Genomic DNA, 24,475 nt, shown 5'->3' with positions numbered 1-24,475 from the left:
AGGAAACGAAACCATAGACCCTATATTCCGTAAGAGTAATGAATAATTGGGAAAGCAGCAGGGTGCATGAGAATTTATTAGCTAGATAACGAAAGGATGGCATACATGAATAAGTTCAATATTCTTCGTCCGATTATGCTGATTGCGATTGCGCTCCTGACGAAGAGCTTGGTTACCAATCTTTGCATGGTGCTGGGCATGAAATCCGAAGCAGCCCAAAACATGGGTTACATAGCCATGTTGATTGCCGGACTCGTGGTCTTCTCCCGGATCCGCAAAAATCAGAAGAAATAGGATATTCAGAAAGAAACCCGGCTAGAATATGCCGGGTTTCTTTCTTGTTACGTGATATAAAGTTCTTACGGTTTAGCGGTCTCATTAATCTTCTCGAAGAACGGGGCAAGCTTGGAGGCAAGCTGCTTAAACTGCTGCTGTTCTTCTTTAGTCAGTTTCTCCTCGTGTACAACTCCGTTTTCATCAGTAATTTTCAGCTTTAACTGCACAAGCTGCTTGGTCAGTTCCGTATACTCCTTGAACTCGTCTTCCGTGAGCTTGCCTTTTGCGGCCTGAAGCATGCCCTCAATCTCTTTGTAATCCTCTTGCGTACCGCCATGCTCTTCAATGGTTTTAGAAGAACCGAAGATATCATTAGCCAGATAGGTACCGGCATATGCGGCGGTTGGAATCAGGATTATGATTGCCGCAATTCCTATGAGAATTCGTTTTTTCATGGATTTCCCTCTCTTTTCGTTCGCATAGTGTCGATAGGATTGTTGGACACGTCCATACAAATCGGGAGGACACTGCATCGAATCTGCCACCTGACGAAGCTCTTCACGCAACTGCTTGTCAATAGACATACGCGTCTCCTCCCGTCGATTTGAATCGGTTCCGTAGTTCTTTCAGAGCCAGATGCTGCCTGGATTTCACTGTGCCAACGGGGATTTGCAGCATAGCTGCGATTTCTTCCAGCGTATAGTCGTGCAAATAACGCAGGATGATGACGACTCGTAGTTTGTATGACAACTGGCGGACATGGCTGAACAGCTCATGCTGCATTTCGGACTGCAGGACAGTCTTGTCCGTCCAGTCGATGGCTTCACCAGTCGTCTGGCGGTTGCGTTCAAGGAGCCGAATTCGCCGCCAAGCCTTTCTCTTCCAATCTTGGACCTGATGTACAGTGATCCCGTGCAACCAGAATCGGAATGGCCGGCTCGAGTCGTAGGTGTGGAACGACCGCCACATTCGCAGATAAACCTCATTGACTATGTCCTCAATGTCCTGTTTGTTGTAAACGAGAAAAGCTACCGTTCGATAGACATCTTGGTGAGTCGCCTGATAGACAAGCTGAAAAGCCGACTCATCGCCTAACGTCGCATTTCTAAGCAGTGGAATTAATTCTTTATCATTCAATAGGGGCCCCTCCTGAACGTGTTACAACTCTTATTTCGCTCCATGATGGAAAAAGGTTCAGTAGGAGAATAAATTTTTTGGCAATGTGGTTGCCGTGTCCGGTGGGCTGTAAATAGTTTATACTCATTTGTTCTCTATCTGCTCGTGAGAGCTTCGCCTAGAATATGAATTAGCGCCGTATGGTTTGCCCAGCGGTTCTTCATATATTCAGGATAAGAGAGGTACCTAAACATGTACAATCAACCAATGGCTCTGCGTTCCGTACTTGATCCCAAATACTTAGCATATTGCTTAAGCGGCAATTATAACATCGGACCTTGGCATGAATGTTTGTTCTGGTTACGAGGACTAAATGATACTTACAGAATTCGGACTTCCAATGGGACATACATGCTGCGTATTTACCGGCTTGCCGTTCATGAAAGCGACGTAATAGCGGAGCTATCCGTGTTAATTCAATTAAAAAGCATCCTTAGCGCAATGAATACAAAAGTATCGGAGCCAATAGCTAAGGTAGACAATAGTTTACATACCGTCATTGATGCACCAGAGGGGAAAAGAATTGCGGTTATTTTCCGCTATATCGATGGGGTGGAAAACGTACTGCAAGATGAGGAATCCTGTTATGCTTTTGGAATTTCGGCTGGCGAACTGCACATGGCTATGGATCAAGTTATTTTAAACGAACCCAGGTACGAGTTGGACACGAATGTTCTCATTTCTCAACCTCTGGCTCGAATCTTGACCTACATAGGCGAGGAAAGTCCGGCTGCAAACTTCCTGCAACGATTTGCTAACGAGTTGATAGAACGGGTCAATCAAGCAGCCAAACAAGGTTTGGATTGGGGGCTGTGTCATGGCGATATGCACGGAAATAACAATGCATTTCAATTGGATAAGCATTTCACTCATTACGACTTTGAATGGGCTGCAAGAGGGTGGCGGGCCTATGATTTAGCTCAAGTCCGGGGGAGAAAGCGTCAATTAACGGATAAGAAAGAGCCGCTCTGGGATGCATTTATGGCAGGTTATCGATCAGTCAGAAGCTTCACCGTCCAGGATGAAGAGGCGATTCAATTATTTATGATTGTTCGTCGCTTATGGGTGATGGGACTTGATACGAGTTTTATCCCCACGGATTCTGGAGTTCTTGATTATTCAGAAGATTGGCTGGAAGGCTTTGTTCATGAATTTCAGAGTTACAATATCATTTAAAACAACAAAACGGCGGCCGATCAATCGGTCGCCGTTCTGTCTTCATTCAGGAACAGAAGTGAATAATGAACTACGATCGGCCTGAAGGAAGCAGCATTTTAGAAGCAAGAGCAATGAACTGTGAGCGCTCATCTTCATTCAGGTTATCCGTTATGGCTTGTATTTGATGTTGGATCTTACTGCTTACGGTCTGAATGATTTGTCGTCCTTCGGCAGTCACCTTTACATAATTGACGCGGCGATCGTGCGGGGAATTGCTGCGTTCAACAAGCCCTCGGCGCTCCGCTCGATTGATAAGTCCGGTAATGCTGGATTTGTCGAGGCCGAGGTACTGCGCGAGCTGCAGCATGTTTAGTTCTCGATCTCGTAAAATGCCGAACAATCGAATCTGTATGATGGAAACATCGTATTCAGCTCCGACTCCATTAAGGATGCCTTGAACAAGAAAGGATAATTGGACCATACTATCCATGATCGACAGATTTTCCTGGGGAGCAGCGTTATTGTGGTTCACCATGATTCACTCCATTTAAGCTTAGATAGTCGTGTGAAGCCTGTAAGCCTTAGTCGATATTCATTTTATCATAAAAGTCATTGACATAGTACGTCACACCAACTATATTGTTTGTAACACGTAGTTTGTGTCACGTACTAATAGTGTAGGATATGGCTATTGGATAAGGAACGTACGGAATAAATGGATGAGAATGATTTGAAGAAATGAAGGTGTAATCATGGAACAGAAGAAGACGGTTCTCCTGATTATGGGGAGCACACGAGCGGGGAGAAATTGCCCGAAAATCACGGCATGGATCGAGTCCATCGGACGAGCTAATTCAAATTACGAATACGAGATAATCGATTTGGCGAAATGGCCGCTGCCGATGGACGATGAACCGGGCATTCCCGCATTGGTAACCTACAGCCAGCCGCACACGCACGCTTGGAGCGAGAAGATCAAGAGTGCAAGCGGCCTGATTGTCGTCACGCCTCAGTATAATTGGGGGTATCCGGCGGTCCTCAAGAACGCGATCGATCATCTTTACCACGAGTGGCGGGACAAGCCCGTCATGATTGTAACCTACGGCGGTCATGGCGGCGGCCGGTGCGGGAAGCAGCTGCGGAGGGTAGCGGTCCGTCTGAGGATGCGCATCGTGCCTACGTCTCCTGCACTTCGGTTGTCGGATGCGATTATTCGTGAAGGAGCGGAGCTGTTGCCTGATCGTGAATTTCAGCGATATACGTCACAGGTTCAGCGGGCTTTATCGGAACTGGCAGACCAAATTGAGGGTCATGAACGTGTCATGGCACGAATGCGCCGTAATTGGAAGGCGACATTAGCTGTGCTTTCTTAATGAAGTATTATGACGTCTTGTCACTATGTGCAGTTATGAAATGGGACATTCCTCCATATATTTGAGATTGAGTGAACATAACTACAATCCAATTGGAGGGATGTCAACGAATGGCACAGGAAGTTAAAGTAAATCAATCGATTGAGGATCTACTCAAGCAGCCGCAGCAGCTATTTATCAATGGTCAATTTGTACCTTCAGCTGAAGGCAAAACATTCGTAAGCTATAACCCGGCAACCGGAAAGCCGCTTGCTCAGGTGCACGAGGGCCAGGAAGAGGATATTAACCGCGCCGTTGCTGCCGCAAGACAAGCCTTTGAAAGTGGTCCTTGGCGTACAATGAGCGCTTCTGAGCGCGGTCGTCTACTATTTAAACTCGCCGATTTAATTGAAGCAAACCGTGAAGAGATTGCACAGCTCGAGTCGCTCGATAACGGCAAACCGATCCGCGAAACGCGAGCAGCCGATCTTCCGCTTGCCATCGATCATTTCCGCTACTACGGGGGATGGGCAACCAAAATTACCGGGCAAACGATTCCCGTTGCCGGCGAGTATTTCAACTACACCAGACATGAGCCCGTCGGCGTTGTCGGACAAATTATCCCGTGGAACTTCCCGCTGTTAATGGCGGCATGGAAACTGGGTCCCGCCCTTGCCACAGGCTGTACCGTCGTATTAAAGCCGGCAGAACAAACGCCGTTGTCCGCGATATATTTGGCAAAGCTCATTCAAGAAGCGGGCTTTCCGGATGGCGTCGTTAACATTGTTCCGGGCTTTGGCGAAACGGCAGGCCAGGCGCTTGTCAATCACCCCGATGTGAATAAGATTGCCTTCACCGGGTCCACGGAAGTCGGCAAACTCATTGCGCGTCAAGCGGCGGACCATGTGAAACGCGTAACCCTCGAGCTTGGGGGCAAATCACCGAACATCATATTGCCGGATGCGGATCTCTCCCGCGCGATCCCCGGTGCACTCGGGGGCGTGATGTTTAACCAAGGTCAGGTATGCTGCGCCGGAAGCCGCGTATACGTTCAGAAAAAAGCCTATGATAACGTGGTTGCTGACATGGCTTCCTTTGCAGCCCAAATTAAACAGGGACCCGGCATTCACGCTGACACGGAGATGGGTCCGCTGGTATCACTGGAGCAGCAGCAAAAAGTACTCGGCTATATTCGCCAAGGTCGAGTGGAAGGCGCGGAGCTTGTTTGCGGCGGGGAGGATCGATTTGATGCCGGCTATTATGTCAAACCGACGATTTTTGCCGACGTTGACGAATCGATGACCATCGCCCGCGAAGAAATCTTCGGTCCGGTTGTGTGCGCGATTCCGTTCGAATCCATCGATGATGTGATCGATCGCGCCAATAACAGTGAATACGGACTTGCCGCCGGTCTGTGGACAGAGAATCTAAAGAATGCGCACTATGTAGCCAACCGGCTTCGCGCAGGCACGGTGTGGGTGAACTGCTACAATATGTTTGACGCTGCTTCTCCTTTTGGCGGCTATAAGCAGTCTGGCATCGGACGCGAAATGGGCGACTACGCGCTTCGCAACTACACCGAAGTCAAGAGCGTCTGGATAAATATGCAATAACTTTGAAGCTTAGGAAAAGGCCAATGAACGAGAAGCATCGCTTCCGATCATTGGCCTTTTCTTTAATTGAAGAGCTCTAGGTCGTTCCGGCAGAAGCGATGCCGTTAAATACGGCAGGGCCGCCTAGAACGAGACTGAAATAACCGTCTACGGCAATAAACAGCGTGTAACGAATTTGATGGCCTAATACATCAGCGGCCGGCGGGAAATCGGCAGCGGATACAGAGATCGGGAACAAAGTGCTCCAACGATAAATTTCAAACTGTTCATTGAGGATCGTGACACCTGTTCCGGCAGTGCCGTCGCCACCGCGTTCCACAGTGAGCGTCACGACAGTAGGGTCTAGAATCCCTTCTTCAGGCTCTACCGCCGGTGCGAAATCGATAACGGCCGTCCCTGTCAAAGCAACGCGGACGTTGGATGTGTTAAGTGGAATTGCAGCCAAAACTTGCAGACCGATGTCCCCGATTAACAGAGGCAAATCGGATAATGGGTCTGATCCGCCGAATTCGTTACTATGAATGGAAATACGAGAATCCAGAAATTGAATGGGCATATAATCACCTCCAATCACTACTAGTATTCTATGATTCGTTTAAGCAAATGGACTAGTCTATCGCGCATTTATCATCTCTCGAATCTCTTGAGAGGAAGAAAGACTCAATTGGAAACGGCAGGGAGGTATTCGCGTGAGAGATAGAGAACATAGGGAGGTAGCAGCTATTTACGATCAAAGCGATGAGAAGCGAAAAGGGGATTCACAATGGTAGGAGCGATTGTTCTATGGTTGATTATGGTTTCCGTATTCTTCTTTATTTTGCACGCAGTCATTCAGTCCGCACTGGATTCTTCGAACATGGCTAAGAACATTCAAGACATAAGGGATTTTTTGTATGATGCGAAGAAGGAAGGCAAAGCGAGTAAACACAATGCGGCTCTTCGGCACCGATCGATTCAATCTCAGGCGCCTGAAGACCTCTACGAGGAATGCCCGGCTTGTGGCGAGAAAGTCATTCAGCATGAACCGGAATGTCCGAGCTGCGGCTTAAGATTGAAGGATTAGCAGCGAAGCGAGGAAGAGGAGGAGCTTCATGAATAAAGTCTTGTTAACCGGCTTTGATCCATTTGGCGGAGAAACGATTAATCCTGCTTGGGAGGTCGTCAGCCAATTAAGCCATCGGCCATTTGAAGGGTTGGAAGTGGAAGTCAGACAGATCCCGACGGTGTTCACGAAGTCCATACAAAAGCTAAGGCAGGCCATTCTGGAGGTGAAACCGGATGTAGTAATATGCGTCGGGCAAGCGGGAGGCCGCAGCGATATTGCGATAGAGCGAGTGGCAATCAACGTAAACGATGCCCGCATCCCGGATAATGAGGGTAATCAGCCGATCGATGAGCCTATCGCCGCAGCAGGCCCGGTCGCCTATTGGTCCTCGCTGCCGATAAAGGCAATTACCTCACAGCTGCGCAAAGCAGGCATACCGGCTTCGGTATCCCATACTGCGGGTACATTCGTATGCAATCATTTGTTCTACGGTCTTCAGCATATGCTTGCGACGGAGTTTCCGGCGATAAGAGGCGGCTTTATCCATATCCCTTACCTTCCCATCCAAACCGAGCAGAAACCGCAGATGCCGAGCATGAGCCTGGAGGTTATGGTAAAAGCGATCGAAATCGCCGTGGTTACCAGTGTTCAGCATAAACAAGATATTTTCGCTTCTGAAGGTCAGCTGCATTGACGGAATGTTCTTGGCATTCAAAGTGATGAGCATGAGAGTGACAGTGTACTGTGCATGAAGAAGCAAGCCTAACGAAAGGGAGAGCGTGAATGATGGTAAGTCAGGCAAAAGAGATATCCGTGCTGCGATACGGAAGTACCGAGCCGCTGCCAGAGCGGCTGCTGCTTAAGGCGGGGCCGCTGACAGCTGTGCTGGAAGAGGGAGGACTTCGATATATTCGCTATGGCGGGCAGGAAGTGGTGCGCGGCATCTACGCCGCTGTCCGGGATCAGAACTGGGGGACGATTAAGCCGGTTTTTCGTGAGTTTCGTGTGGTAACGAATCATATGGATGAGTTTGAAGTCAGTTTCGTAGCAGAGCATCGGCAGGCAGAAATTGATTTGGAGTGGGAGGGAGTCATCTCCGGCTCGAAGGATGGAACGATTAGCTTCACGTTCGACGGTGAGGCACATTCGGGGTTTCTTCGCAATCGGATCGGCTTCTGCATTCTCCATCCTTCCGATCTGGCAGGTTGTAAGGTGGAGGTAGAATCCGAGGAGGGGACAATCTTAGGTGCGTTTCCAGAGCGGATTTCGCCGCATCAGCCATTCCTCGGCATGACAGCTATTCGCCATGATATAACGCCGAAGTTGACTGCGGAGTTGCGATTTAGCGGCGATTTGTTCGAGATGGAGGATCAGAGGAATTGGACGGATGCCTCTTACAAAACCTATTGCACGCCGCTTAGCATCCCTTACCCAGTGAAAGTTTCAAGCGGGGAGCGAGTCAGACAGTCTGTCACGCTTAGGTTAATCGGTGAAGTGGACGAGATCGTGGATAGGGAATCGGATAACGAACAGGATTCTCAAAAGATCAGCGTGGAGCTGTACGACCATCTGGTCGGGAAGGTTCCAGATGTTGGTTTAGGGATGACTCCTGGCCGTGAGCTGTCGCTGTCTGAGGTTGAGGCGCTTCGTCCGCTTGCACTGACTTTCCTGCGAGCGGTCATAAGATTGGCAGATGCGGGCTGGGAGCAGGAGCTTGCGAATACGACTGCTGCCGCAGGTGCGCTCGGCGCAGGCGTAGAGCTTGAAGTGATTGTCCCGGTGGAAAATGAAGGGCAAGGCCTAGGTTTGCTCGAGACGTTTGTTCAAGCTATCGCCGAAGTGGAAGCAGCCGTGGATACGGTGTTTGTATTCCCTGAAGTTGGATTCGTGAGCAGTCATGAGCTGTCCACCGAGCTTATGAAGCTGCGCGATTCGGCGAAGCTGTCCTTTCGCGTGGGCGGAGGCACTCGTGCTTACTTCACGGAGTTAAACCGCGCGGAGCTGCCGCTTGCTCCGATGGAAGCGGCGATGTACACGATTAATCCGCAGGTGCATGCCTTCGATATTGCCTCACTCGCCGAGACGGTTTCCGCACAGGCGGATACGGTTCGCAGTGCGCGAAGTATTGTACCCGGAGTGCCGCTAAGCATCGGTCCAATCACGTTCAAGCCGCGTCTGAATCCGAACTCGACTAGCGAAGAAGGAAGGCGCAGGTCCGAGGACCGAGCTAATCATACCGATGCGCGCCAATGGTCGTTGTTTGGCGCGGCATGGACGCTTGGCAGCTTGCGGAGCTTATCGGAAGCCGGAGCTGAGCGGGTCTGCTATCTAGAGACAGCCGGGCTGCTTGGGGTTATGCATGAGGGCGGGGAAGAGAAGTATCCGCTCTATCATGTATTGGCAGCTGCGGCCAAGCTGCAAGGTGCAGAAGTGCTGGATTGCCAAGTGTCTGACCGGTTATGCTGTGACGCACTTGCAGTAAGAGGTAAAGATGGCGCTGTGACCTTGCTCGCAGCGAATTATACGAACAAAACCATTCGGGTTCGTGTGCAGTCGACGGCGATTAAGCCGGCGGAGCTGTTCGCGCTGGATGAGCGATCGGTCCAGCCGGTTATGCCAGCAGCGTATCCGCCGCCGGTGGTGCAGGATGACGGCTCTTTTGAGCTGGAGCTGCTTCCGTTCGCGGTTGTAGTGGTGCGTTAAGGTTTCAGGACGTGAACAAGGATGCAAGCCTAAGCCCGCATCCTTGTTTTTGTTATAGGGATGAATAACTGCTGCGAGCGCTACGCCGGCACAGATTTTAACTCGATATACTCGGATTGAGCTCCCCATTTGACCAGCAGCTTGGCGGTTGTGTTTGGCAGCAGCTCCTTCGTTCCGAGCGATGGAAGCATCACATAAATTCCGTTCTCCGGTGCTTCGGGAATTAACATGCCAGAGCCGCCAACGGCGTCGCCAAATGTGTATTCGGTAGAGAGCTGCCCGGTAGGCTTCGGATCTTCTCCGGTATACACGAGCACCTCTTTCATCTTGAATTTATCTGCGCCTTTGAGCTTGTAAACGAACAGAACAGCACTCCAATTGTCGGCATGCCCTCTATACTGGTAGACATATTCAAGATTGGCCTCGGTCAATTCGGGGAAGTCTGTTTTGCTGATACCTCCATAAATATCGGACGGTTTCGTACATCCGCTAAGAACAACGACGACGCAGCTAACAATGATCAGTGCGCTCATGAGCCAACGTGCGATCTCTCTCACTCCCTTTTTTTCCAGTTGAATCCATTATACCATCTGATCGTCAGATAATGATTCCTTTGAAGGAAGATAATAAACAATCGGAATTTACAACAAAAGAAAGCCCTTTTACAATGCTTCCTCTCTGGCTTCGTACTACAATGTGAAGTAGAAGGGAGCGATTACAGTGAAGCAATTTGTATATGAGGATGAGCGGTTACATGCAATCTCGTTTCCGATAGGCGGTATTGGCACTGGCTGCATCGGTCTGGCGGGTAATGGAAGATTAATGGATTGGGAAATTTTGAATCGTCCGAACAAGCGCAGCATGAATGTGCTTAGCCATTTTGCAATCAAAGCGGAAGATGGCGAGCGCGTGCTCGACGCTCGGATTTTACAAGGGGAACTCCAACCTCCCTATATGGGTGAGCCGGTTCGAGGAGGCGCGCTGCATTCCGGATATGGATTTGGCCCGCATGCTGGGACATTGGGGGGAATGCCTCATTTTGAGAAGACTGTCTTCACGGGTACGTTCCCGATGGCTGATATCGAGTTTCAAGATCCGACATTCCCAGGGCAGGTGCGAATGAGCGCGTTTAATCCGTTCATTCCTTCGAATGAAGATGATTCCAGTCTGCCGGCTGCATTCTTTACGATTACCGTATTGAATACGACTAAGCAGGCAGTAACCTACACCGTCAACTTATCTTCGGCGAATATGATGAAGACCTCACCAAGTCAGCACCGCTATGTGAACGATAACGGCTTGAGACGGATACATATGGCAACACAATCGGAGCAGAAGGACAATCCGGAATATGGCGAGCTGACGATGGCAACGGATCAAACGGAGGGCAGCTGCCAACTGTACTGGTATCGCGGCGGATGGTGTGATTCGCTGGAGATGTTTTGGCGGGATTTCACAACGTTTGGCCCCTTCAACAATCGCGAATATGAGCCGGATGCCAAATTCCGCAATCAAGATATGGCTTCACTGGCAGCGTCAATAAACGTACCAGCAGGTGAGTCGCGGAGCGTAAGGTTCATGCTCGCTTGGAGCAGTCCGTTCATGTACAATCACTGGAATCCCGAGAAAGACGGCAAACGGACCATCTGGAAAAATCACTATGCGGTTCGATTCGAAGACTCGCTCGCCAGCAGTGCATATGCATTTGCAGAGTGGGACCGGTTGGAGCGGGAAACGCGGCTATTCCGTGATGCGCTGTATGGATCAACGCTTCCGGAGGCTGTACTGGATGCGGTAGTGGCGAATTTATCCGTGCTGAAATCGCCAACCTGTCTGCGGCTCGAGGATGGATCTTTCTACGGCTTCGAAGGCTGCATCGAGGATGTCGGCTGCTGCGAAGGTTCCTGTACGCATGTTTGGAACTACGCTTATGCGCTGCCGTATTTGTTCCCACAGCTAGAGCGGAGCATGCGCGATCTGGACTTTACACATAATCGCCGAGAAGACGGGCAGATGCAGTTCCGACTGATGCTGCCTGTTGGGCGCGAGCGCTCGAAGTATCATGCCTGTGCTGACGGGCAATTCGGCGGGATCATTAAAATGTACCGGGATTGGCGGATTAGTGGGGATGACGAGTGGTTAAGAGGGCACTGGGAAGCGGCCAAATCGATGATTTCCTACGCTTGGGCCGACACCAATGAGGATCGATGGGATGCCAATCAAGATGGCGTACTCGAAGGACGGCAGCATCATACGCTCGATATGGAGCTGTTCGGGCCCAATTCATGGCTGAACGGATTCTATCTCGCCGCTTTGAAGGCGGGGGCGGAGATCGCGGATTATCTGGGAGAGCCGGAAACGGCGGAGCTCTACCGCGGGCTGTTCGAACGTGGAAAAGCTTTTACCGACCGCGAGCTGTTTAACGGAGAATATTATATACAGCAGGTTCAATTACAAGATTTGTCACAGCTTACCCGTTACTCGGAGGGGAAGATTGGCAATGCCGTTGAACAAGCGTACTGGAATGCGGAAGCAGGCGAGATCAAATATCAGATAGGCGAAGGCTGCAGCATCGATCAGGTCGTCGCGCAGTGGCATGCCAACTTGTGCGGCTTAGGCGAGATCTTCGACGGGGAGCAGACGCGCACGGCGCTGCAATCGCTCTATCGCTATAATTTCAAGAGCGAGATGAGGAAGGAAGCCAACCCGTGGCGGCTGTATTCGCTAGGCGACGAGGGAGGATTGCTCATCTGCACCTGGCCGGAGGGTCGGACGAAACCGGCCGTTCCGCTGACCTATAATTCGGAGACGATGACCGGCTTCGAATATCAAGCTGCGGTGCACATGATTCAGGAAGGCCTGTACGAGGAAGGCTTATCCATAGTCGAAGCCATTCGCCGCCGCTATGACGGGAACCGCCGCAATCCGTGGAACGAAATCGAATGCGGCAGCAATTATGCCCGCTCGATGGCCAGTTATTCGCTGCTGCATGCTTACAGTGGGTTCCACTATCACAAAGGGCAGGGTTTGCTCGGTTTTGAGCCTAAGGTTGCGGCGGCAGCAGGAGTCGGTGCGGCGAGTTATCAAGCTTTCTGGGCGCTCGATGGTGCATGGGGTACGGTAAAATACGGTGAAGATGCGCTTGAAATCGAAGTGCTCTACGGTGAGTTTGCGCTGCAGCGCCTTCAGTTGGGCGAAGCGCTCGTGAACCGCGTTGAAGCGGTGAGTCTTGGCGATGATGAGCTGGACTTCGAGCGCAGCGGAGACCAGCTTCGCCTAGCCAGCGGCAGCGCGGTGCTCTCGCCGGCTCGCTCGATTAGAGTGATGTTGAGCGTGGTGGATAGTGTTGTTCAAGGGGCAACACTTTAGCGGGAAATCATAGAGTAGCAACATGAGAGGCAGCGGTTACCGCACATAGGTGGGAGAGCGGGAAAGTAGCAACATGAGAGGTAGCGGTTACCGCACATTGGTGGGAAAGCGGGAAAGTAGCAACATGATAGGCAGCGGTTACCGCACATTGGTGGGAGAGCGGTAGATTCGGCGGAAGAGTGGCTCCGAGAGCAACACTCTAGTGGAAACCAGGTGAAGTTAGCAGAAGAGTAGCTTCCAGAGCAACACATTTGCGGGAAACAGGTGAAATTGGCAGAAGAGTGGCTCTCAGAGCAACACTCTAGCGGAAAACAGTTGGATTCGGCGGAAGAGTAGCTCTTAGAGCAACACATTAGTGGAAAACAGGTGAAATTGGCGGAAGAGTAGCTTTGGGAGCAACACATTGACTGAAAACCCGTGGAATCCGCTAATGTAGCGAACCTAGAGGTCTACATTGACGGAATATCGGTGGAGTCAGTCAATGTAGCAAACCCAGAGGTCTACATTGACTGAAAATCCGTGGAGTCCGCCAATGTAGCAAACCCAGAGGTCTACATTGACTGAAAACCCGTGGAATTCGCTAATGTAGCGAACCCAGAAGTCTACAATAGCAGAATACCGGCGGAGTCCGTCAATGTAGCGAACCTAGAGGTCTACATTGACGGAATATCGGTGGAATCCGCCACCCTACTCACTCTCGTTCATCCCGGCCCGGTATTGGCCGGGAGTGACTCCCGTCGTTCGCTTGAACGTGTTGGCAAAATGATGATTGTCCGTAAAGCCGCAATAATCGGCGATTTCGTGCATAGTCAGCATACTCGTGCGAAGCAGCTCTTTGGCGTGCTTGAGCCGCAGCGTAAGAAAATAGTGATAGGGCGAAACGCCGAATGTCTCGCGGAACACGACGTTGAAGCGCGGCACGGACAAGTTCGCCCTTTTTGCCATATCGGCTACCCGCAGCGGCTCTGAGATGTGCAAAGCAAAATAGGATGTCACCCAGCCGAGCAGCGAGTGGCTTTTATTCGGAGTCCGCTCCTCCTCGACATACGGCTCAAGCAGCTGAAAAATCAATTGCAGTGCAGCGCCATGCGCCTTCATCCGATTAAGCAGGCCGCAAGCTCCGTCATCCCAGGCTTGGATGAGGGCAAGCAGCGTTTCGACGAATGCCGATTTATTTCGGGGAGTGAATAGGGTCGGTACCTGCTCAAAGCCCTCCAAGTCAGAAATCCGAGGCTGGATCAGTTCCTCTTGCCCAGCGACTTGAATTTGCCCGGGCAACGTCACGAAGCTGCGCTCGCGATGCGGGTTATAGAATAGATCCATATGGACATAGGGGGAGATGGTATCCGTCGTCCCCTCCAAAATATGTAGATCACCAGGCTGCAGCAGGCAGAATTGCCCGCTCGTAATGGAAAACACTCTATTCTCCCGAGTAAGCGTCACGCGCATCGTTCCCTCTTGCACATAAAGAATCGCGTAATCGAGCAAGGTGCGCTCGCCGAGGAAGAAGGGCTTACGAATCGCATTCGCTGCGGAACGAATATAGGGAACAAGATCAAGCTGAGTAGCGTTCATAAGTAACCTGCCTAGTATAAAATAGTTCGTCTGCTCTATCATAACAGGTCTGGATGAGGGAAGCTCACATTGGATGATTATTCTTGTTAAGTAAAAATTTACTTGACGATCGCATAAGGAAGCGATTACACTAGGATAAATTTGTAAGAGGATGGAGCGTGCAAAGATGACCCAGTTCTTGACAGCAGTTATCGGTTAATCGATATCTGAATAGGCATGATAGCTACAACACGCGATCGAACGGCTGCTCAGCAGCGGTCTGTTTGTGTTACCGGCTAACATGCACCCTGTCATGAACATTCATCCTTAACGCTTGGCCTAACCGGACGCGCAGCTTATGCTGCGTACTCGTGCTGCCTGAAGCCGTAGATGGAAATTCGTTCATCTGCGGCTTTTTTGCGTGCATTTTACTCCATACGCCTACAAATAATCCATGATGAAAGCAGGAATAACTTTATGAAACCAACTCAATCGTATACGATCTTCTTCTCGCAACGAACCGGAAGTACTTTGCTCGCAGAAGCGCTGAAATCGACAGGTGTAGCGGGAGTCCCCAGAGAATTTATGCACTTTAACGATCCCGAAACAACCGGCTTGCAAGCAATGGAGCAGAGATTGGAAGAAGGGACTACTCCGAACGGGGTGTTCGGCATCAAGGATTCGATATGTTTCCCTCAGTTTGACAACTGGATGACGTGTTTCAGAAAGATCTATAATCTGGCAGACGATGTGCCAAGGCCGGCCGTGTGGGAAGCTACTTTTCCAAACTGCAAATATATCTACATGACTAGACGTAATAAAGTGCGTCTTGCCGTATCCTGGTGGCGCGCGATCGTTTCGGATGAATGGCACCGCGGGCATGGGCAGAAACCAAGTGAAGCCGATATTTCCGCCGAGTATAACTTCGATGCGATCAATCATTTGGAGGCGGAATCGGTATTGCGCGAGGCTGCGATGCAAGAGTTTTTCGATGAAGGCGGAATTACGCCGATGACCATCGTCTATGAGGATTTTATCCAGAACTACGAGCGAACAGTGCTGGATATTCTGACCTATTTGGGCATTGAGACGACAGGTGTTGTTGTAGCGCCGCCGCAATTCGATCCCATTGCAGACGACATTGCCGAGCAGTGGGTACAGCGATACCGTGAAGAAAGACAGAAGGATTGGACGAATCGCGCTTGGTAATTAGGCCTTACAACAATAAAGAGAATGCCCACCGCCGATAATCCTATCAGCAGGCATTCTCTTCTTGTCGAATTAGCTAACCGGGCAGTGTTGCGAGCAGTTGATCGAGCAGATGGGCGTATTTGGCATTGACGCCGTTAGCCTCATGCATGACCGTGTTGAAGTTTCGGACCGTCCCCATCTGGGAGTGGCGGCGGTACAAGGTCAGCGGCTCATTCAGATAATGAAAATCAACACGAGAAAGCAGCACGCGGATCCACATATCGTAGTCATGGGTATAGGGCAATCCCTCGTTGAAGCCCCCTAAACCGTGAAACAGCTCTTTGGTCATCATGATCGTGCATCCGTTGACCGGACATCCGTGCCGTATGCCGTTAATGAACGCTTTGGCTGACGAATATTTGGCTGCTGCCGTATATTCCGTAATAGCCCCGTGTTCATTAATGACATGGTAATCCGTATGGCAGATACGAGCCTGCGTTTGTTCCATGTAGGCCACTTGCCGTTCCACTTTATCCGGTGTGAGCCGGTCGTCAGAACTTAACCAAGCGACGTATTTGCCGGTGGCCATCGTCATGCCGTAGTTCAGTGCGCTGCCTGTTCCACCGTTTCTTTTGCCAAGATAATGAATGCGGCTGCGATAGGGGGCGATCACGTTCTGATGCCGGGTCGAGCCGTCATCGACAACGATGATTTCGATATTCGGATAGGTTTGATAGAGCGCACTGACGATAGCTTGATCAACATAAGGATCGTTATAGAAAGGAATGACGATCGACACTTTTGGCAGCATAGTCTTTCTCTCACCTCGACGGATTCATATCTATCCTTACTATATGGGGACAGGGCGAATGCAGACACAGCGGTTGTTCTTAGGTAGAGGACCATTTTTGTGTTTCAGGCATGCTGCATTAAATGGAGCGCGATGAAAATATTGATCAAATCAGCTGCATACCGGTTTGGGGAGAATGCGCTTTGGATATGCTCTTTAGCGCCGCGCACGATGAGCTCTCTTAGCGGTTTGTTGTCCATGAGATCCTTTGCTTCTCGAACGGCCTCTTCTACCGTGTGACTCATGAAAAACTTCCCGGTCTGATTATGCGTAATGAAGCAGCGCACGCCGTCGGAATCGGTGGAGAGCACAGGACAATGGCAGCTCATCGCTTCTGCGACAGCATAACCGAAGCCTTCGGTGGTCGAGGTTGAAAGCAGCATGCCGCCGGAGTCCCCTATTGCGGATAAGTAATGGGGCATGTGGCTATGCGGCATATTGGAGCGTATCGTAATATTGTTCTGCAGATTGAGTTCATACAGCATGGTGTAGAATCTTTCCCGCTCGCCGGGTTCTGAAATCGTGGCATCTTCAAAAATCCATACCTGCATACTTGGGCGCTCCTTGACCAGTTCGCTGCAGATCGACAAGTAAAGCGGCCAGTTTTTGTTGCGCTCCAGACGACCGATCCAGCCTAGGATCGGCGCACCGGTAGGATTCAATAGTGGCACATGATGGTGGATGAAGCTGGCCGTATCGATCATATTTTGCACATAGAATCGGGGGAGGGTACCCAGGTAGGTTTGAAAAAGCCCCATAAGATGCGAGGTCGGCGGGCTAATGGCAGCTCTGGCATACGTGCGAATATAACCGGAGGCAAATGCAAATGTAGCCAATGCTTGCTCCTTCGTGCCGAGGCCTTGAGCCTCGTAAATCATGGCGCCCCGGTAACCAAGTCCGTACAGCCGTTCCAGCATAAGATGGTCACAGGTTACAATAATGGCATCATATTGATGCGCAGCTAGAATCGCTTGAATCTCCTCATTACTGTTGGTGACAAAATGAGGGATGCCAATCATATTCTGCCTACCTGCGCCATCCCACAAATAGAGCGCGTGCGCCTCTATGCCAACCGCGCGAAGCGCATGATAGCGCAGCCGATTCAGCGTTTCGATCCCGCCGCTTGGAATAAAATACGTGAATAGCAGCTTCATCAGTTGCGAACCTCCCTATCTAGCAAACACTTATGATTACAATATGTGGAAGAATAGAAGCGCGTGTGGGTAGTTGTTGATCAGTGGGAGATAAGTATCAACTATGGATAGGAACCTATCTTAAAGCGTGATTTTCATGCGCAACGATGTATACTGAAAAGGACGAAGTTTCAGAGCATCTATACATGCGAGAGGAACGGTGGGAATGAATATCCAATTGGCATTAGACGAAGTAAACGCTGCAGCCAGAGAGAAGTCGGAAGGGGTTGTGTTTGCCCCGATTGAGATGGCAGGCGTGCTGGATTCAGGTGCGTTGCGTGAAGTTGCTCCTTTTGTGCGAGAGCGAGGATACGGCGAGGTCGTGCTTGTTGTCGATGCGAATACGTGGGATGCTGCCGGAAAAGAGCTTGCTGCGCATTTGGAGGGGGCAGGCGTGGCTTTCCGGGTTTGCGAGCTGAAGCCGAATGCCCAAGGGGATGTCATCGCGGATGAGCGGACGATCGTGCAATTGATGCTGGAAACCCCGCCGCATGTTAAGGCGGTTCTGGCCGTAGGGTCGGGCACGATCCACGATATCGTGCGGTTCGTGTGTTATCAGACGGGACGCGATTTCGTATCCGTTCCGACAGCGGCATCGGTGGACGGATTCACCTCCGTTGGTGCGCCGATCATTGTCGATGGCGTGAAAATAACGGTTCCGGCCGTCGCGCCTTGCGCCGTATTCGCGGATTTGCATGTCCTTGCTGCTGCGCCGCAGCGACTTACGGCAGCGGGCTTTGCCGATATGCTCGGCAAGTTTACGTCGCTTGCCGATTGGCGATTCTCGCATGAGCTGGCAGGCGAGCCGTTCTGCCCGCTGGCTTATGAGCTCACCGAGCAGGCGCTCATGACGTGCATCGCGAACGTGAACGAGATCGCAACCGGCTCGCTTAGCGGGGTTGGCGTGCTGATGGAGGCGCTGCTGCTGTCCGGCTGGTCCATGCTGCTTGTGGGACATTCTCGCCCGGCGTCTGGGGGCGAGCATCATTTGTCGCATCATTTCGAGATGGCGTACATCCGCGAGGGCCGTAGGCAGCTGCTGCACGGGGCCAAGGTCGGCGTCGCTTCGGTGCTGCTCGCCGAGCTGTACGGCGAGCAGCTTGCCGCGGAGTACCCCGCCATCTACGGCTCGCTTCCGCATGCCGACCAGCTGCGGGACTGGCTCCGCGCAGCCGGCGGACCGTCCGATCCGGCCGAGATCGGCCTGTCCGACGCGCTCATCGCCGAAGCGATGCAAGAAGCGCATAAGCTGCGGGATCGCTACACGGGCTTGAAGCATCTGGTGCTGCGGGAGCGTTCTTGAGAGCTGCGAGATTCGCCAAACGCGACTCTCAGCACGGAAACTAACCATATAGCGATGTCGGCGAGAGCTGAGAGTCGATAAATCCGACTCTCAGTCGCTGAACACCGCCTAAAAGATGCTGAGAGTCGCCAAACGCGACTCTCAGTACGGAAACTAACCATATAGTGATGTCGGCGAGAGCTGAGAGTCGATAAATCCGACTCTCAGTTGCCAAACACCGCCTAAAAGATGCTGAGATTCGCCAAACGCGACGCTCAGCACGGAAACTAACCATATAGCGATGTCGGCGAGAGCTGAGAGTCGATAAATCCGACTCTCAGTCGCTGAACACCGCCTAAAAGCTGCTGAGAGTCGCCAAATGCGACTCTCAGCACGGAAACTAACCTAAAAGTAATCTCAGCGCTGTAAGCGACTATTTCGCTAAGGGAGTGAGGTTTGCTCGTTTTAGCAAACCGTAAGCGGCTATATCGCTTATCGAGCTGGCAAGCAGGAGATTGAGGTTAGTTTACAAGAATTTCGACGCTGTAAGCGGCTATTTCGCTAAGGGAGTGAGTTTTGCTCGTTTTTGCAGCCCGTAAGAGGATATACCGCATATCGAGCTGGCAAGTAGGAGATTGTGGTTAGTTTACAAGAATCTCAGCGCTGTAAGCGGCTATTTCGCTAAAGGAGTGAAGTTTGCTCGTTTTTGCAAACTGTAAGCGGATATATCGCTTATCGAGCTGGCAAGTAAGAGATTGTGGTTAGTTTACAAGAATTTCGACGCTGTAAGCGGCTATTTCGCTAAGGGAGTGAAGTTTGCTCGTTTTAGCAAACCGTAAGCGGATATACCGCTTATCGAGCTGGCAAGCAGGAGATTGAGGTTACTTGTACAAGAATGTCGGCGAAACAATCAGCCCGCCAACACCAACAAGGGCCGTACCTAAGTCAACGAAGTTGACTCCAGGTACGGCCCTTACTCTTATCTTTACTTAGCAGCTGGCTCCAAATAATTCGCGATAAACTTAAACGCGTTGTCTTGTTTCTCGCCGTTGATCCGGATGCCGGCAATGTATTCTTTGCCGAAGACCGGCACGCCTTTCATCAGCGGGCTGTCCGAGATATCGACGCCGTACACATGTTGTTCCGGTACGTCTTCAGTTACGGCTTTCAAGGCCTGCTCTGGTTTATAGCCAGCCCCCAGCTTGCTTAGATTCGCACCGTCAAGCGGAAGCAGCGAACCATCCTGCGCGAGCTTCATGAAGTTATCTTTATCCATGATGTAGACATCGGCCTTGTTCATCATGAGATCAATCATGCTTTTCTGAATCATCGCGGAATCCTGCTGGCTGTTCATTTGGGAAGGCACGTACGTGAAGAACACGGTGACGCGCTTCCAATCCGGGAACTGCGAGAGGAACCGGTTCTCGAGCGGCTTAAGGTCGGACATCGGATAAGTGCCGTCCTCGCTGAAATATTCGCCGAAGAAGGAAACGCTCACATCAACAGGAGGAAGCTTCGCAAGCTCAGCCTGCTCATGGCGATGATCGATATACGCACGTGTTCCAAAAATAATAATAAGAATGACAGCGATTACACCAAGAACATGAAACTTATAATAGTTAAAGAAGTGCTCGGTCTTCTGAACGAAAGGCCCCATCGCCTTATATTTGCCGTAATTCGCTTGATTAAACTGGTCCGTCGTCTTCTGATCTTCCATCTCCAGGATCAGCTTGTACGCTCGGTTGATCTCTTCCAGACTGACGCCTTGCTCTTCGGTATGCTCGGCTACTTCGCGTTGCTTCGTCATCCGGTCACGACGGATTAGAATAAAATAACGTTTCTCCACATCTTCCTTCGCTGCGCCTTCCGGCAGGCCAAGCAGCTCATAAGCCTGTTTCAGATCATTCATAAGCGGGCTACCTACACTTTCTCTTAAACTTAGACTGGTATTTCTACTAGTATACTTCCTTTGCCACCCTTCGGGCAAAATAAAACAAAACAGCCCCGCCATGTACTTTCTGGCAAAGGGCTGTCAGCCTTCGATTATAACGTCCAGCGAAGCAGCAGAGCGGACTCCGTCAAGCCGCCGCCGAAGCCGTAAAGCAAGACCAGATCACCGGTTTTGATCCGATTATCCTTGATGGCAAGATCGAGAGCAAGCGGGATGGAAGCTGCAGACGTATTGCCGTATTCACGCATGCTAGTCAGCGTGTTCTCAAGCGGAATACCGGTTCGCTCGCAAACTGATTCCACGATCCGCATATTGGCGCTGTGCGGAACGAACCAGTTGATGTCTTCCAGCGTCAGGCTGTTCTGATCCATCATGGTTTGAATGCCTTTAGGCACAGTCGTTACCGCCCAGCGATACACCTCGCGCCCGTTCTGAACGATCAAGCCGTTCGTCTGAATCGGCACGCCGTCAATGGCGGAAGAAAGCGAAGAGCGGTAAAGATGATGGCCATCATTGCCTTTCGTATTATTGAAGGAAGCGAGGAATGCCCCGTCCTCACTGCGTTCTATGAGCATCGCTCCGGCACCGTCACCGAACAGAATACATGTAGAGCGATCGGTGTAATCCGTCGCTTTGGACAGCGTCTCCGCACCGATAACGAGAATTTTGTGATAAGCACCTGAGAGCAATAACCCATTGGCGAGCTGCAGTGCCGAGACAAAACCAGCGCAAGCCGCTTGCACATCGGCCGCTCCGCATGAAGTAATGCCAAACTCAGCCTGTACACGCGCAGCCATACTTGGAAAATAGGTATCCGGCGTAGTTGTTGCGACTAGGATATAATCGACATCCTCGAGCACAACTCCATAACGGAGCTGCAGGTCCCGAACCGCGCCAAAGCAGAGGTCACTGCAGAACTGATCGTCTGCGGCTATCCGTCTTTCTTTGATGCCGGTTCGCTGGAAAATCCACTCGTCCGTCGTTTCTACCATCTGTTCCAAATCTTCATTCGTTAATACACGTTCAGGGACATAAGCGCCAAAAGCAGTTATAGATGCCAGTGATCGTAAAGGATGTTGCAGCATGGTCTTCATCTCCTTAGTACCAGGTACTATGATCTGATATTAATAATAGTAGCGTACACCTTTTTATTACACATGTCTATCTAATATTCTAAACAGTTGGTCTTATTATGTATAAACAGGACTTTGCAGCTTATCAGGCACAGTCCTTTTTAATTTTTCATGGAAGAGAACCCTTATGTGATGAAGTTACAGATTGCTTGTTTCGGCGATGTTATGATTCTACTTGTCGACAGCAAACAAAACCCAAGCAACAAACGATTTTCAAATAACTCACTATCAAAGGAGAAGATGATAATGACTTCAATAAAAGTAAAAGTGGCTGGAACTGCTCTGATGACCGCTGTTTTGTTAACGGGATCCCAATGGGGGAACGTTAGTACCGCTCAAGCAGCATCTAATGCCTTACCTGTAAAAGCAACTTTATCCCAGATGTATGACATCGGCCCTGATCGTCTGTACTTCGACCCTGCTACCGGTTATCTGCAAATTGACGGACAGAATGTGTTGAAACCATTCGTGAAAAATGGGGTATCCTACGCTTCATCCAGCGAGATTGCTCAAGCAGCAGTCAAAGCTAATAAACAGGAGCCTTTGAATTTTGTGCTTATCCATGGTTCTTGGTCCGATGCCAGCTTCTGGGACAAGACAGTTGTGGAACTGAAAAGAAACGGCCATGCCGCTTATGCACCTGAATACGCGGGTCATGGCAAGCAGTATGATCCTAAAGTAGCCCATGAAGCGATCGTGGAATCGATCGTGAACGATATTAAAGCCAAGAAACTGACTCATATCGTGCTTGTCGGACACAGCTTCGGCGGTTCCATTATTCAGAAAGTCGCGGAGCAAATACCCGATCGCATTGATCGCTTAGTATTCTTCGATGCCTTTGTTCCGCTTGACGGACAGAGTGTAGCAGACCAGCTTCCGCCTGAACTGCAAGGAGCCTTTGGTCAATTAATCGAAGCTTCCGGCAATAATACCATTCCTATGCCGTATCCGTTATTCCGAGACGGGTTCGTGAATTTAGCAAGCGACAGTTTGGCGAAACAAATTTATCAAAGCGCGAAACCTGAACCAGCTACTCCGCTGCTGCAAAAGCTGGATTTGAAGAAGTTCTATAACCTGCATATTCCCAAAAGCTATCTCTATCTCACATCCGACATGGTAGCGCCGCAGGGTGAGAAATATAGTTTCCATCCTGCGCAATCCAGCCACTTAGGCCAATTCCGACTCATTACCGGTGACGGGGATCATATGTCGACCGCTTATTCGAAGCCTGCATATTTGGAGAAGAAACTGTATGAAGCAGCTAGGAAATAAATAAATCAGAGAAAACGGATAATAAGTCAGCGCAGCCACTGAGCGGCGCTGACTTATTATTTTGGAGAAAGGACTGGGCGTTAGTGGGGAAATTCAAACGGATTGGAAGTGAATGGATATGAGATCGACAGAGAAGCTCTGGACACGAAACTTTATCCTGCTCGGACTCTCGAATCTGCTCTTATTTGTTGCAATCGAAATGCTGCTGCCTACACTTCCAATATTTGCAGATTGAGCGTGGAGGGAGTGGGTCGCAGATCGGGATGATGCTGGGTATCTTTACTTTCTCAGCAGTCCTGTCTAGGCTCCTGATTAGTATCGGGCTGCGAAAGTTCGGTAAGCGAAAATTGCTCCTTATCGGTGTGGCCATTAGTCTTATAGGCATGACGGGGCATTATGCAGTCGATTCAATCTCTGCACTGCTTCTGCTTCGGGTTATCCATGGTTTTGGCTTTGGTATTGCGACTGCCCTTTATGTCACACTTGTCTCCGACGTGATTCCTTCTGCACGACGAGGGGAAGGGATGGGGTATTTTGCAATGGGCAATGCGGTCTCCTTCTCGCTTGGGCCGTTGCTCGGATTATGGCTCCTGGAGCATTACAATTATACCGGCTTGTTCGGCGCTGGAGTGATCATTCTTGCTATTACATTGGTCATGACACTGCTCATTCGGAAGACTGGAGCTCAGGCAAAGGAGAGTACAGGAACAATAGCAACGGAACCCGTAGAGCCTCATTCAACAGGGAAGAAGCCGGCGGCATGGGCTGGGATTATCGAGCCAAAAGTGCTTGTGCCATCAACCCTTGGTTTATTTGTTGGGTTCTCCTTTGGAGGACTACTCAGCTTTGTGACCTTGTTCAGCATGGAAATCGGTATCAAGGAGACCGGTTACTTTTTCCTTGTTGTGGCAATCAGTGAGGTGTTAATCCGGTTCGTGAGCGGTCCATTGTTCGATCGGAAAGGGCCGTTCTGGGTGCTGGTCGGAGCGGCGATCCTTTGTATCATCGGCTGTGTGCTGTTGTACTATACGGATTCGATGGCAATGCTTATGCTCGCAGGGATATTCAGTGGGGCTGGTTTTGGCGCTATGTTCCCGGCTCTGCAGGCTTGGGTCATTAACCTGGTTGAACCGGAACGCCGCGGAGTTGCTTCAGCGACCTATTATAACTTCTTAGATATCGGGATCGGATTTGGCTCTATTCTGCTTGGGGTAGTTGTGTCGATGACTGGCTATGCCACAATGTTCCTGTTATCGGGTATTATGTATGTTCTGTATCTGGTCGTTTATTTGATGTACGTGCTCCGCCAGCGCTCGGGGAGTGAATGGAAAAAAAACGGAGGGACAAAATAACGATT

At 50.5% G+C, this 24,475-nt stretch carries 22 protein-coding genes; 12 read left to right on the top strand and 10 right to left on the bottom strand.

Going from position 1 to position 24,475, the window contains the following annotated elements:
- The first annotated feature begins 105 nt into the window (after positions 1-105).
- A complete protein-coding gene (locus BLW29_RS11530; RefSeq protein ID WP_090979529.1) occupies positions 106-294 on the top strand; it encodes a hypothetical protein in 189 nt (62 codons plus the stop codon).
- 65 nt (positions 295-359) lie between these two features.
- On the opposite strand, the gene BLW29_RS11525 is transcribed toward BLW29_RS11530, so the two are convergent.
- Together BLW29_RS11525 and BLW29_RS11520 are read right to left on the bottom strand one after the other, a co-directional pair.
- A complete protein-coding gene (locus BLW29_RS11525) occupies positions 360-860 on the bottom strand; it encodes a DUF3600 domain-containing protein (protein ID WP_090979527.1) in 501 nt (166 codons plus the stop codon).
- The gene (locus BLW29_RS11520) at positions 850-1,413 is read right to left on the bottom strand and encodes a sigma-70 family RNA polymerase sigma factor (protein WP_090979526.1); all 564 of its coding nucleotides are present in this window, start codon (positions 1,411-1,413) and stop codon (positions 850-852) included. Before BLW29_RS11520 ends, BLW29_RS11525 begins: the two co-directional genes overlap by 11 nt.
- 231 nt (positions 1,414-1,644) lie before the next feature.
- Between BLW29_RS11520 and BLW29_RS11515 the strand changes: the two genes are divergently transcribed.
- A complete protein-coding gene (locus BLW29_RS11515) occupies positions 1,645-2,628 on the top strand; it encodes a phosphotransferase (RefSeq protein WP_090979525.1) in 984 nt (327 codons plus the stop codon).
- A 70-nt stretch (positions 2,629-2,698) separates the two neighbouring features.
- Here BLW29_RS11515 and BLW29_RS11510 read toward each other — a convergent pair whose 3' ends face one another.
- Positions 2,699-3,145: a MarR family winged helix-turn-helix transcriptional regulator gene (locus BLW29_RS11510; protein WP_090979523.1), complete on the bottom strand. Its 447-nt coding sequence runs from the start codon at positions 3,143-3,145 to the stop codon at positions 2,699-2,701.
- Positions 3,146-3,362: 217 nt separating this feature from the next.
- Between BLW29_RS11510 and BLW29_RS11505 the strand changes: the two genes are divergently transcribed.
- Together BLW29_RS11505 and BLW29_RS11500 are read left to right on the top strand one after the other, a co-directional pair.
- Positions 3,363-3,983 carry an NADPH-dependent FMN reductase gene (locus BLW29_RS11505; protein ID WP_090979521.1) on the top strand — a complete coding sequence of 207 codons (621 nt, stop codon included), beginning with the start codon at positions 3,363-3,365 and terminating at the stop codon, positions 3,981-3,983.
- A gap of 110 nt (positions 3,984-4,093) precedes the next feature.
- Positions 4,094-5,575, top strand: a complete 1,482-nt coding sequence (locus BLW29_RS11500; protein WP_090979519.1) for an aldehyde dehydrogenase family protein — start codon at positions 4,094-4,096, stop codon at positions 5,573-5,575.
- Between the two features lie 76 nt (positions 5,576-5,651).
- Here BLW29_RS11500 and BLW29_RS11495 read toward each other — a convergent pair whose 3' ends face one another.
- On the bottom strand, positions 5,652-6,131 hold the full coding sequence (locus BLW29_RS11495; RefSeq protein ID WP_090979517.1) for a hypothetical protein: 480 nt from the start codon (positions 6,129-6,131) through the stop codon (positions 5,652-5,654).
- A gap of 207 nt (positions 6,132-6,338) precedes the next feature.
- Here BLW29_RS11495 and BLW29_RS11490 point away from each other — a divergent pair, with 207 nt between their 5' ends.
- From BLW29_RS11490 to BLW29_RS11480, 3 genes are all read left to right on the top strand, one after another.
- A complete protein-coding gene (locus tag BLW29_RS11490; RefSeq protein ID WP_090979515.1) occupies positions 6,339-6,638 on the top strand; it encodes a bL32 family ribosomal protein in 300 nt (99 codons plus the stop codon).
- 28 nt (positions 6,639-6,666) lie between these two features.
- Positions 6,667-7,314 carry a pyroglutamyl-peptidase I gene (pcp, locus tag BLW29_RS11485; RefSeq protein WP_090979512.1) on the top strand — a complete coding sequence of 216 codons (648 nt, stop codon included), beginning with the start codon at positions 6,667-6,669 and terminating at the stop codon, positions 7,312-7,314.
- An 89-nt stretch (positions 7,315-7,403) separates the two neighbouring features.
- A complete protein-coding gene (locus BLW29_RS11480) occupies positions 7,404-9,323 on the top strand; it encodes a D-apionate lactonase family protein (protein WP_143044387.1) in 1,920 nt (639 codons plus the stop codon).
- A gap of 80 nt (positions 9,324-9,403) precedes the next feature.
- On the opposite strand, the gene BLW29_RS11475 is transcribed toward BLW29_RS11480, so the two are convergent.
- A complete protein-coding gene (locus BLW29_RS11475; protein ID WP_143044386.1) occupies positions 9,404-9,880 on the bottom strand; it encodes a hypothetical protein in 477 nt (158 codons plus the stop codon).
- A 163-nt stretch (positions 9,881-10,043) separates the two neighbouring features.
- On the opposite strand from BLW29_RS11475, the gene BLW29_RS11470 reads away from it, so the two are divergent.
- A complete protein-coding gene (locus BLW29_RS11470; protein ID WP_090979507.1) occupies positions 10,044-12,692 on the top strand; it encodes a GH116 family glycosyl-hydrolase in 2,649 nt (882 codons plus the stop codon).
- Positions 12,693-13,379: 687 nt separating this feature from the next.
- Here the strand turns inward: BLW29_RS11470 and BLW29_RS11465 are convergent.
- The gene (locus tag BLW29_RS11465; protein WP_177186592.1) at positions 13,380-14,267 is read right to left on the bottom strand and encodes an AraC family transcriptional regulator; all 888 of its coding nucleotides are present in this window, start codon (positions 14,265-14,267) and stop codon (positions 13,380-13,382) included.
- 456 nt (positions 14,268-14,723) lie between these two features.
- Between BLW29_RS11465 and BLW29_RS11460 the strand changes: the two genes are divergently transcribed.
- Positions 14,724-15,455 (top strand): Stf0 family sulfotransferase, encoded by a 732-nt coding sequence (locus BLW29_RS11460; RefSeq protein WP_090979503.1) that lies wholly within the window; start codon positions 14,724-14,726, stop codon positions 15,453-15,455.
- A gap of 76 nt (positions 15,456-15,531) precedes the next feature.
- Here the strand turns inward: BLW29_RS11460 and BLW29_RS11455 are convergent, their stop codons facing one another.
- Positions 15,532-16,248, bottom strand: coding sequence for a glycosyltransferase family 2 protein (locus tag BLW29_RS11455; RefSeq protein ID WP_090979502.1), 717 nt, complete (start codon positions 16,246-16,248; stop codon positions 15,532-15,534).
- A 104-nt stretch (positions 16,249-16,352) separates the two neighbouring features.
- Positions 16,353-17,441, bottom strand: a complete 1,089-nt coding sequence (locus BLW29_RS11450) for a glycosyltransferase family 4 protein (protein ID WP_090979500.1) — start codon at positions 17,439-17,441, stop codon at positions 16,353-16,355.
- Positions 17,442-17,646: 205 nt separating this feature from the next.
- Here BLW29_RS11450 and BLW29_RS11445 point away from each other — a divergent pair, with 205 nt between their 5' ends.
- Entirely contained in the window at positions 17,647-18,783 is a 1,137-nt protein-coding gene (locus BLW29_RS11445) for a sn-glycerol-1-phosphate dehydrogenase (RefSeq protein ID WP_090979499.1), read from the top strand.
- A gap of 964 nt (positions 18,784-19,747) precedes the next feature.
- Here the strand turns inward: BLW29_RS11445 and BLW29_RS11440 are convergent.
- Complete coding sequence (locus tag BLW29_RS11440; RefSeq protein ID WP_090979497.1) at positions 19,748-20,671, bottom strand: hypothetical protein; 924 nt, start codon at positions 20,669-20,671, stop codon at positions 19,748-19,750.
- Between the two features lie 134 nt (positions 20,672-20,805).
- Positions 20,806-21,798, bottom strand: a complete 993-nt coding sequence (locus tag BLW29_RS11435; RefSeq protein WP_090979495.1) for a ketoacyl-ACP synthase III — start codon at positions 21,796-21,798, stop codon at positions 20,806-20,808.
- A gap of 294 nt (positions 21,799-22,092) precedes the next feature.
- Here BLW29_RS11435 and BLW29_RS11430 point away from each other — a divergent pair, with 294 nt between their 5' ends.
- Positions 22,093-23,118: an alpha/beta fold hydrolase gene (locus BLW29_RS11430; protein ID WP_256208534.1), complete on the top strand. Its 1,026-nt coding sequence runs from the start codon at positions 22,093-22,095 to the stop codon at positions 23,116-23,118.
- A gap of 185 nt (positions 23,119-23,303) precedes the next feature.
- A complete protein-coding gene (locus BLW29_RS11425) occupies positions 23,304-24,470 on the top strand; it encodes an MFS transporter (RefSeq protein WP_177186591.1) in 1,167 nt (388 codons plus the stop codon).
- Positions 24,471-24,475: the final 5 nt, after the last annotated feature.

The organism is Paenibacillus sp. CF384 (assembly GCF_900106745.1).
Classification (GTDB): domain Bacteria; phylum Bacillota; class Bacilli; order Paenibacillales; family Paenibacillaceae; genus Paenibacillus_Z.
Note: the sequence above shows the minus strand (reverse complement) of the source record. Positions and strands in the feature narration are given on the sequence as shown.

Bases quoted from the DNA above. Each gene is read 5' to 3' on its own strand.
- BLW29_RS11530 (WP_090979529.1), top strand. From the start codon at position 106: ATGAATAAGTTCAATATTCTTCGTCCGATTATGCTGATTGCGATTGCG.
- BLW29_RS11525 (WP_090979527.1), bottom strand. From the start codon at position 860: ATGTCTATTGACAAGCAGTTGCGTGAAGAGCTTCGTCAGGTGGCAGAT.
- BLW29_RS11515 (WP_090979525.1), top strand. From the start codon at position 1,645: ATGTACAATCAACCAATGGCTCTGCGTTCCGTACTTGATCCCAAATAC.
- BLW29_RS11510 (WP_090979523.1), bottom strand. From the start codon at position 3,145: ATGGTGAACCACAATAACGCTGCTCCCCAGGAAAATCTGTCGATCATG.
- BLW29_RS11505 (WP_090979521.1), top strand. From the start codon at position 3,363: ATGGAACAGAAGAAGACGGTTCTCCTGATTATGGGGAGCACACGAGCG.
- BLW29_RS11500 (WP_090979519.1), top strand. From the start codon at position 4,094: ATGGCACAGGAAGTTAAAGTAAATCAATCGATTGAGGATCTACTCAAG.
- BLW29_RS11495 (WP_090979517.1), bottom strand. From the start codon at position 6,131: ATGCCCATTCAATTTCTGGATTCTCGTATTTCCATTCATAGTAACGAA.
- BLW29_RS11490 (WP_090979515.1), top strand. From the start codon at position 6,339: ATGGTAGGAGCGATTGTTCTATGGTTGATTATGGTTTCCGTATTCTTC.
- pcp (WP_090979512.1), top strand. From the start codon at position 6,667: ATGAATAAAGTCTTGTTAACCGGCTTTGATCCATTTGGCGGAGAAACG.
- BLW29_RS11480 (WP_143044387.1), top strand. From the start codon at position 7,404: ATGATGGTAAGTCAGGCAAAAGAGATATCCGTGCTGCGATACGGAAGT.
- BLW29_RS11465 (WP_177186592.1), bottom strand. From the start codon at position 14,267: ATGAACGCTACTCAGCTTGATCTTGTTCCCTATATTCGTTCCGCAGCG.
- BLW29_RS11460 (WP_090979503.1), top strand. From the start codon at position 14,724: ATGAAACCAACTCAATCGTATACGATCTTCTTCTCGCAACGAACCGGA.
- BLW29_RS11455 (WP_090979502.1), bottom strand. From the start codon at position 16,248: ATGCTGCCAAAAGTGTCGATCGTCATTCCTTTCTATAACGATCCTTAT.
- BLW29_RS11450 (WP_090979500.1), bottom strand. From the start codon at position 17,441: ATGAAGCTGCTATTCACGTATTTTATTCCAAGCGGCGGGATCGAAACG.
- BLW29_RS11445 (WP_090979499.1), top strand. From the start codon at position 17,647: ATGAATATCCAATTGGCATTAGACGAAGTAAACGCTGCAGCCAGAGAG.
- BLW29_RS11440 (WP_090979497.1), bottom strand. From the start codon at position 20,671: ATGAATGATCTGAAACAGGCTTATGAGCTGCTTGGCCTGCCGGAAGGC.
- BLW29_RS11435 (WP_090979495.1), bottom strand. From the start codon at position 21,798: ATGCTGCAACATCCTTTACGATCACTGGCATCTATAACTGCTTTTGGC.
- BLW29_RS11430 (WP_256208534.1), top strand. From the start codon at position 22,093: ATGACTTCAATAAAAGTAAAAGTGGCTGGAACTGCTCTGATGACCGCT.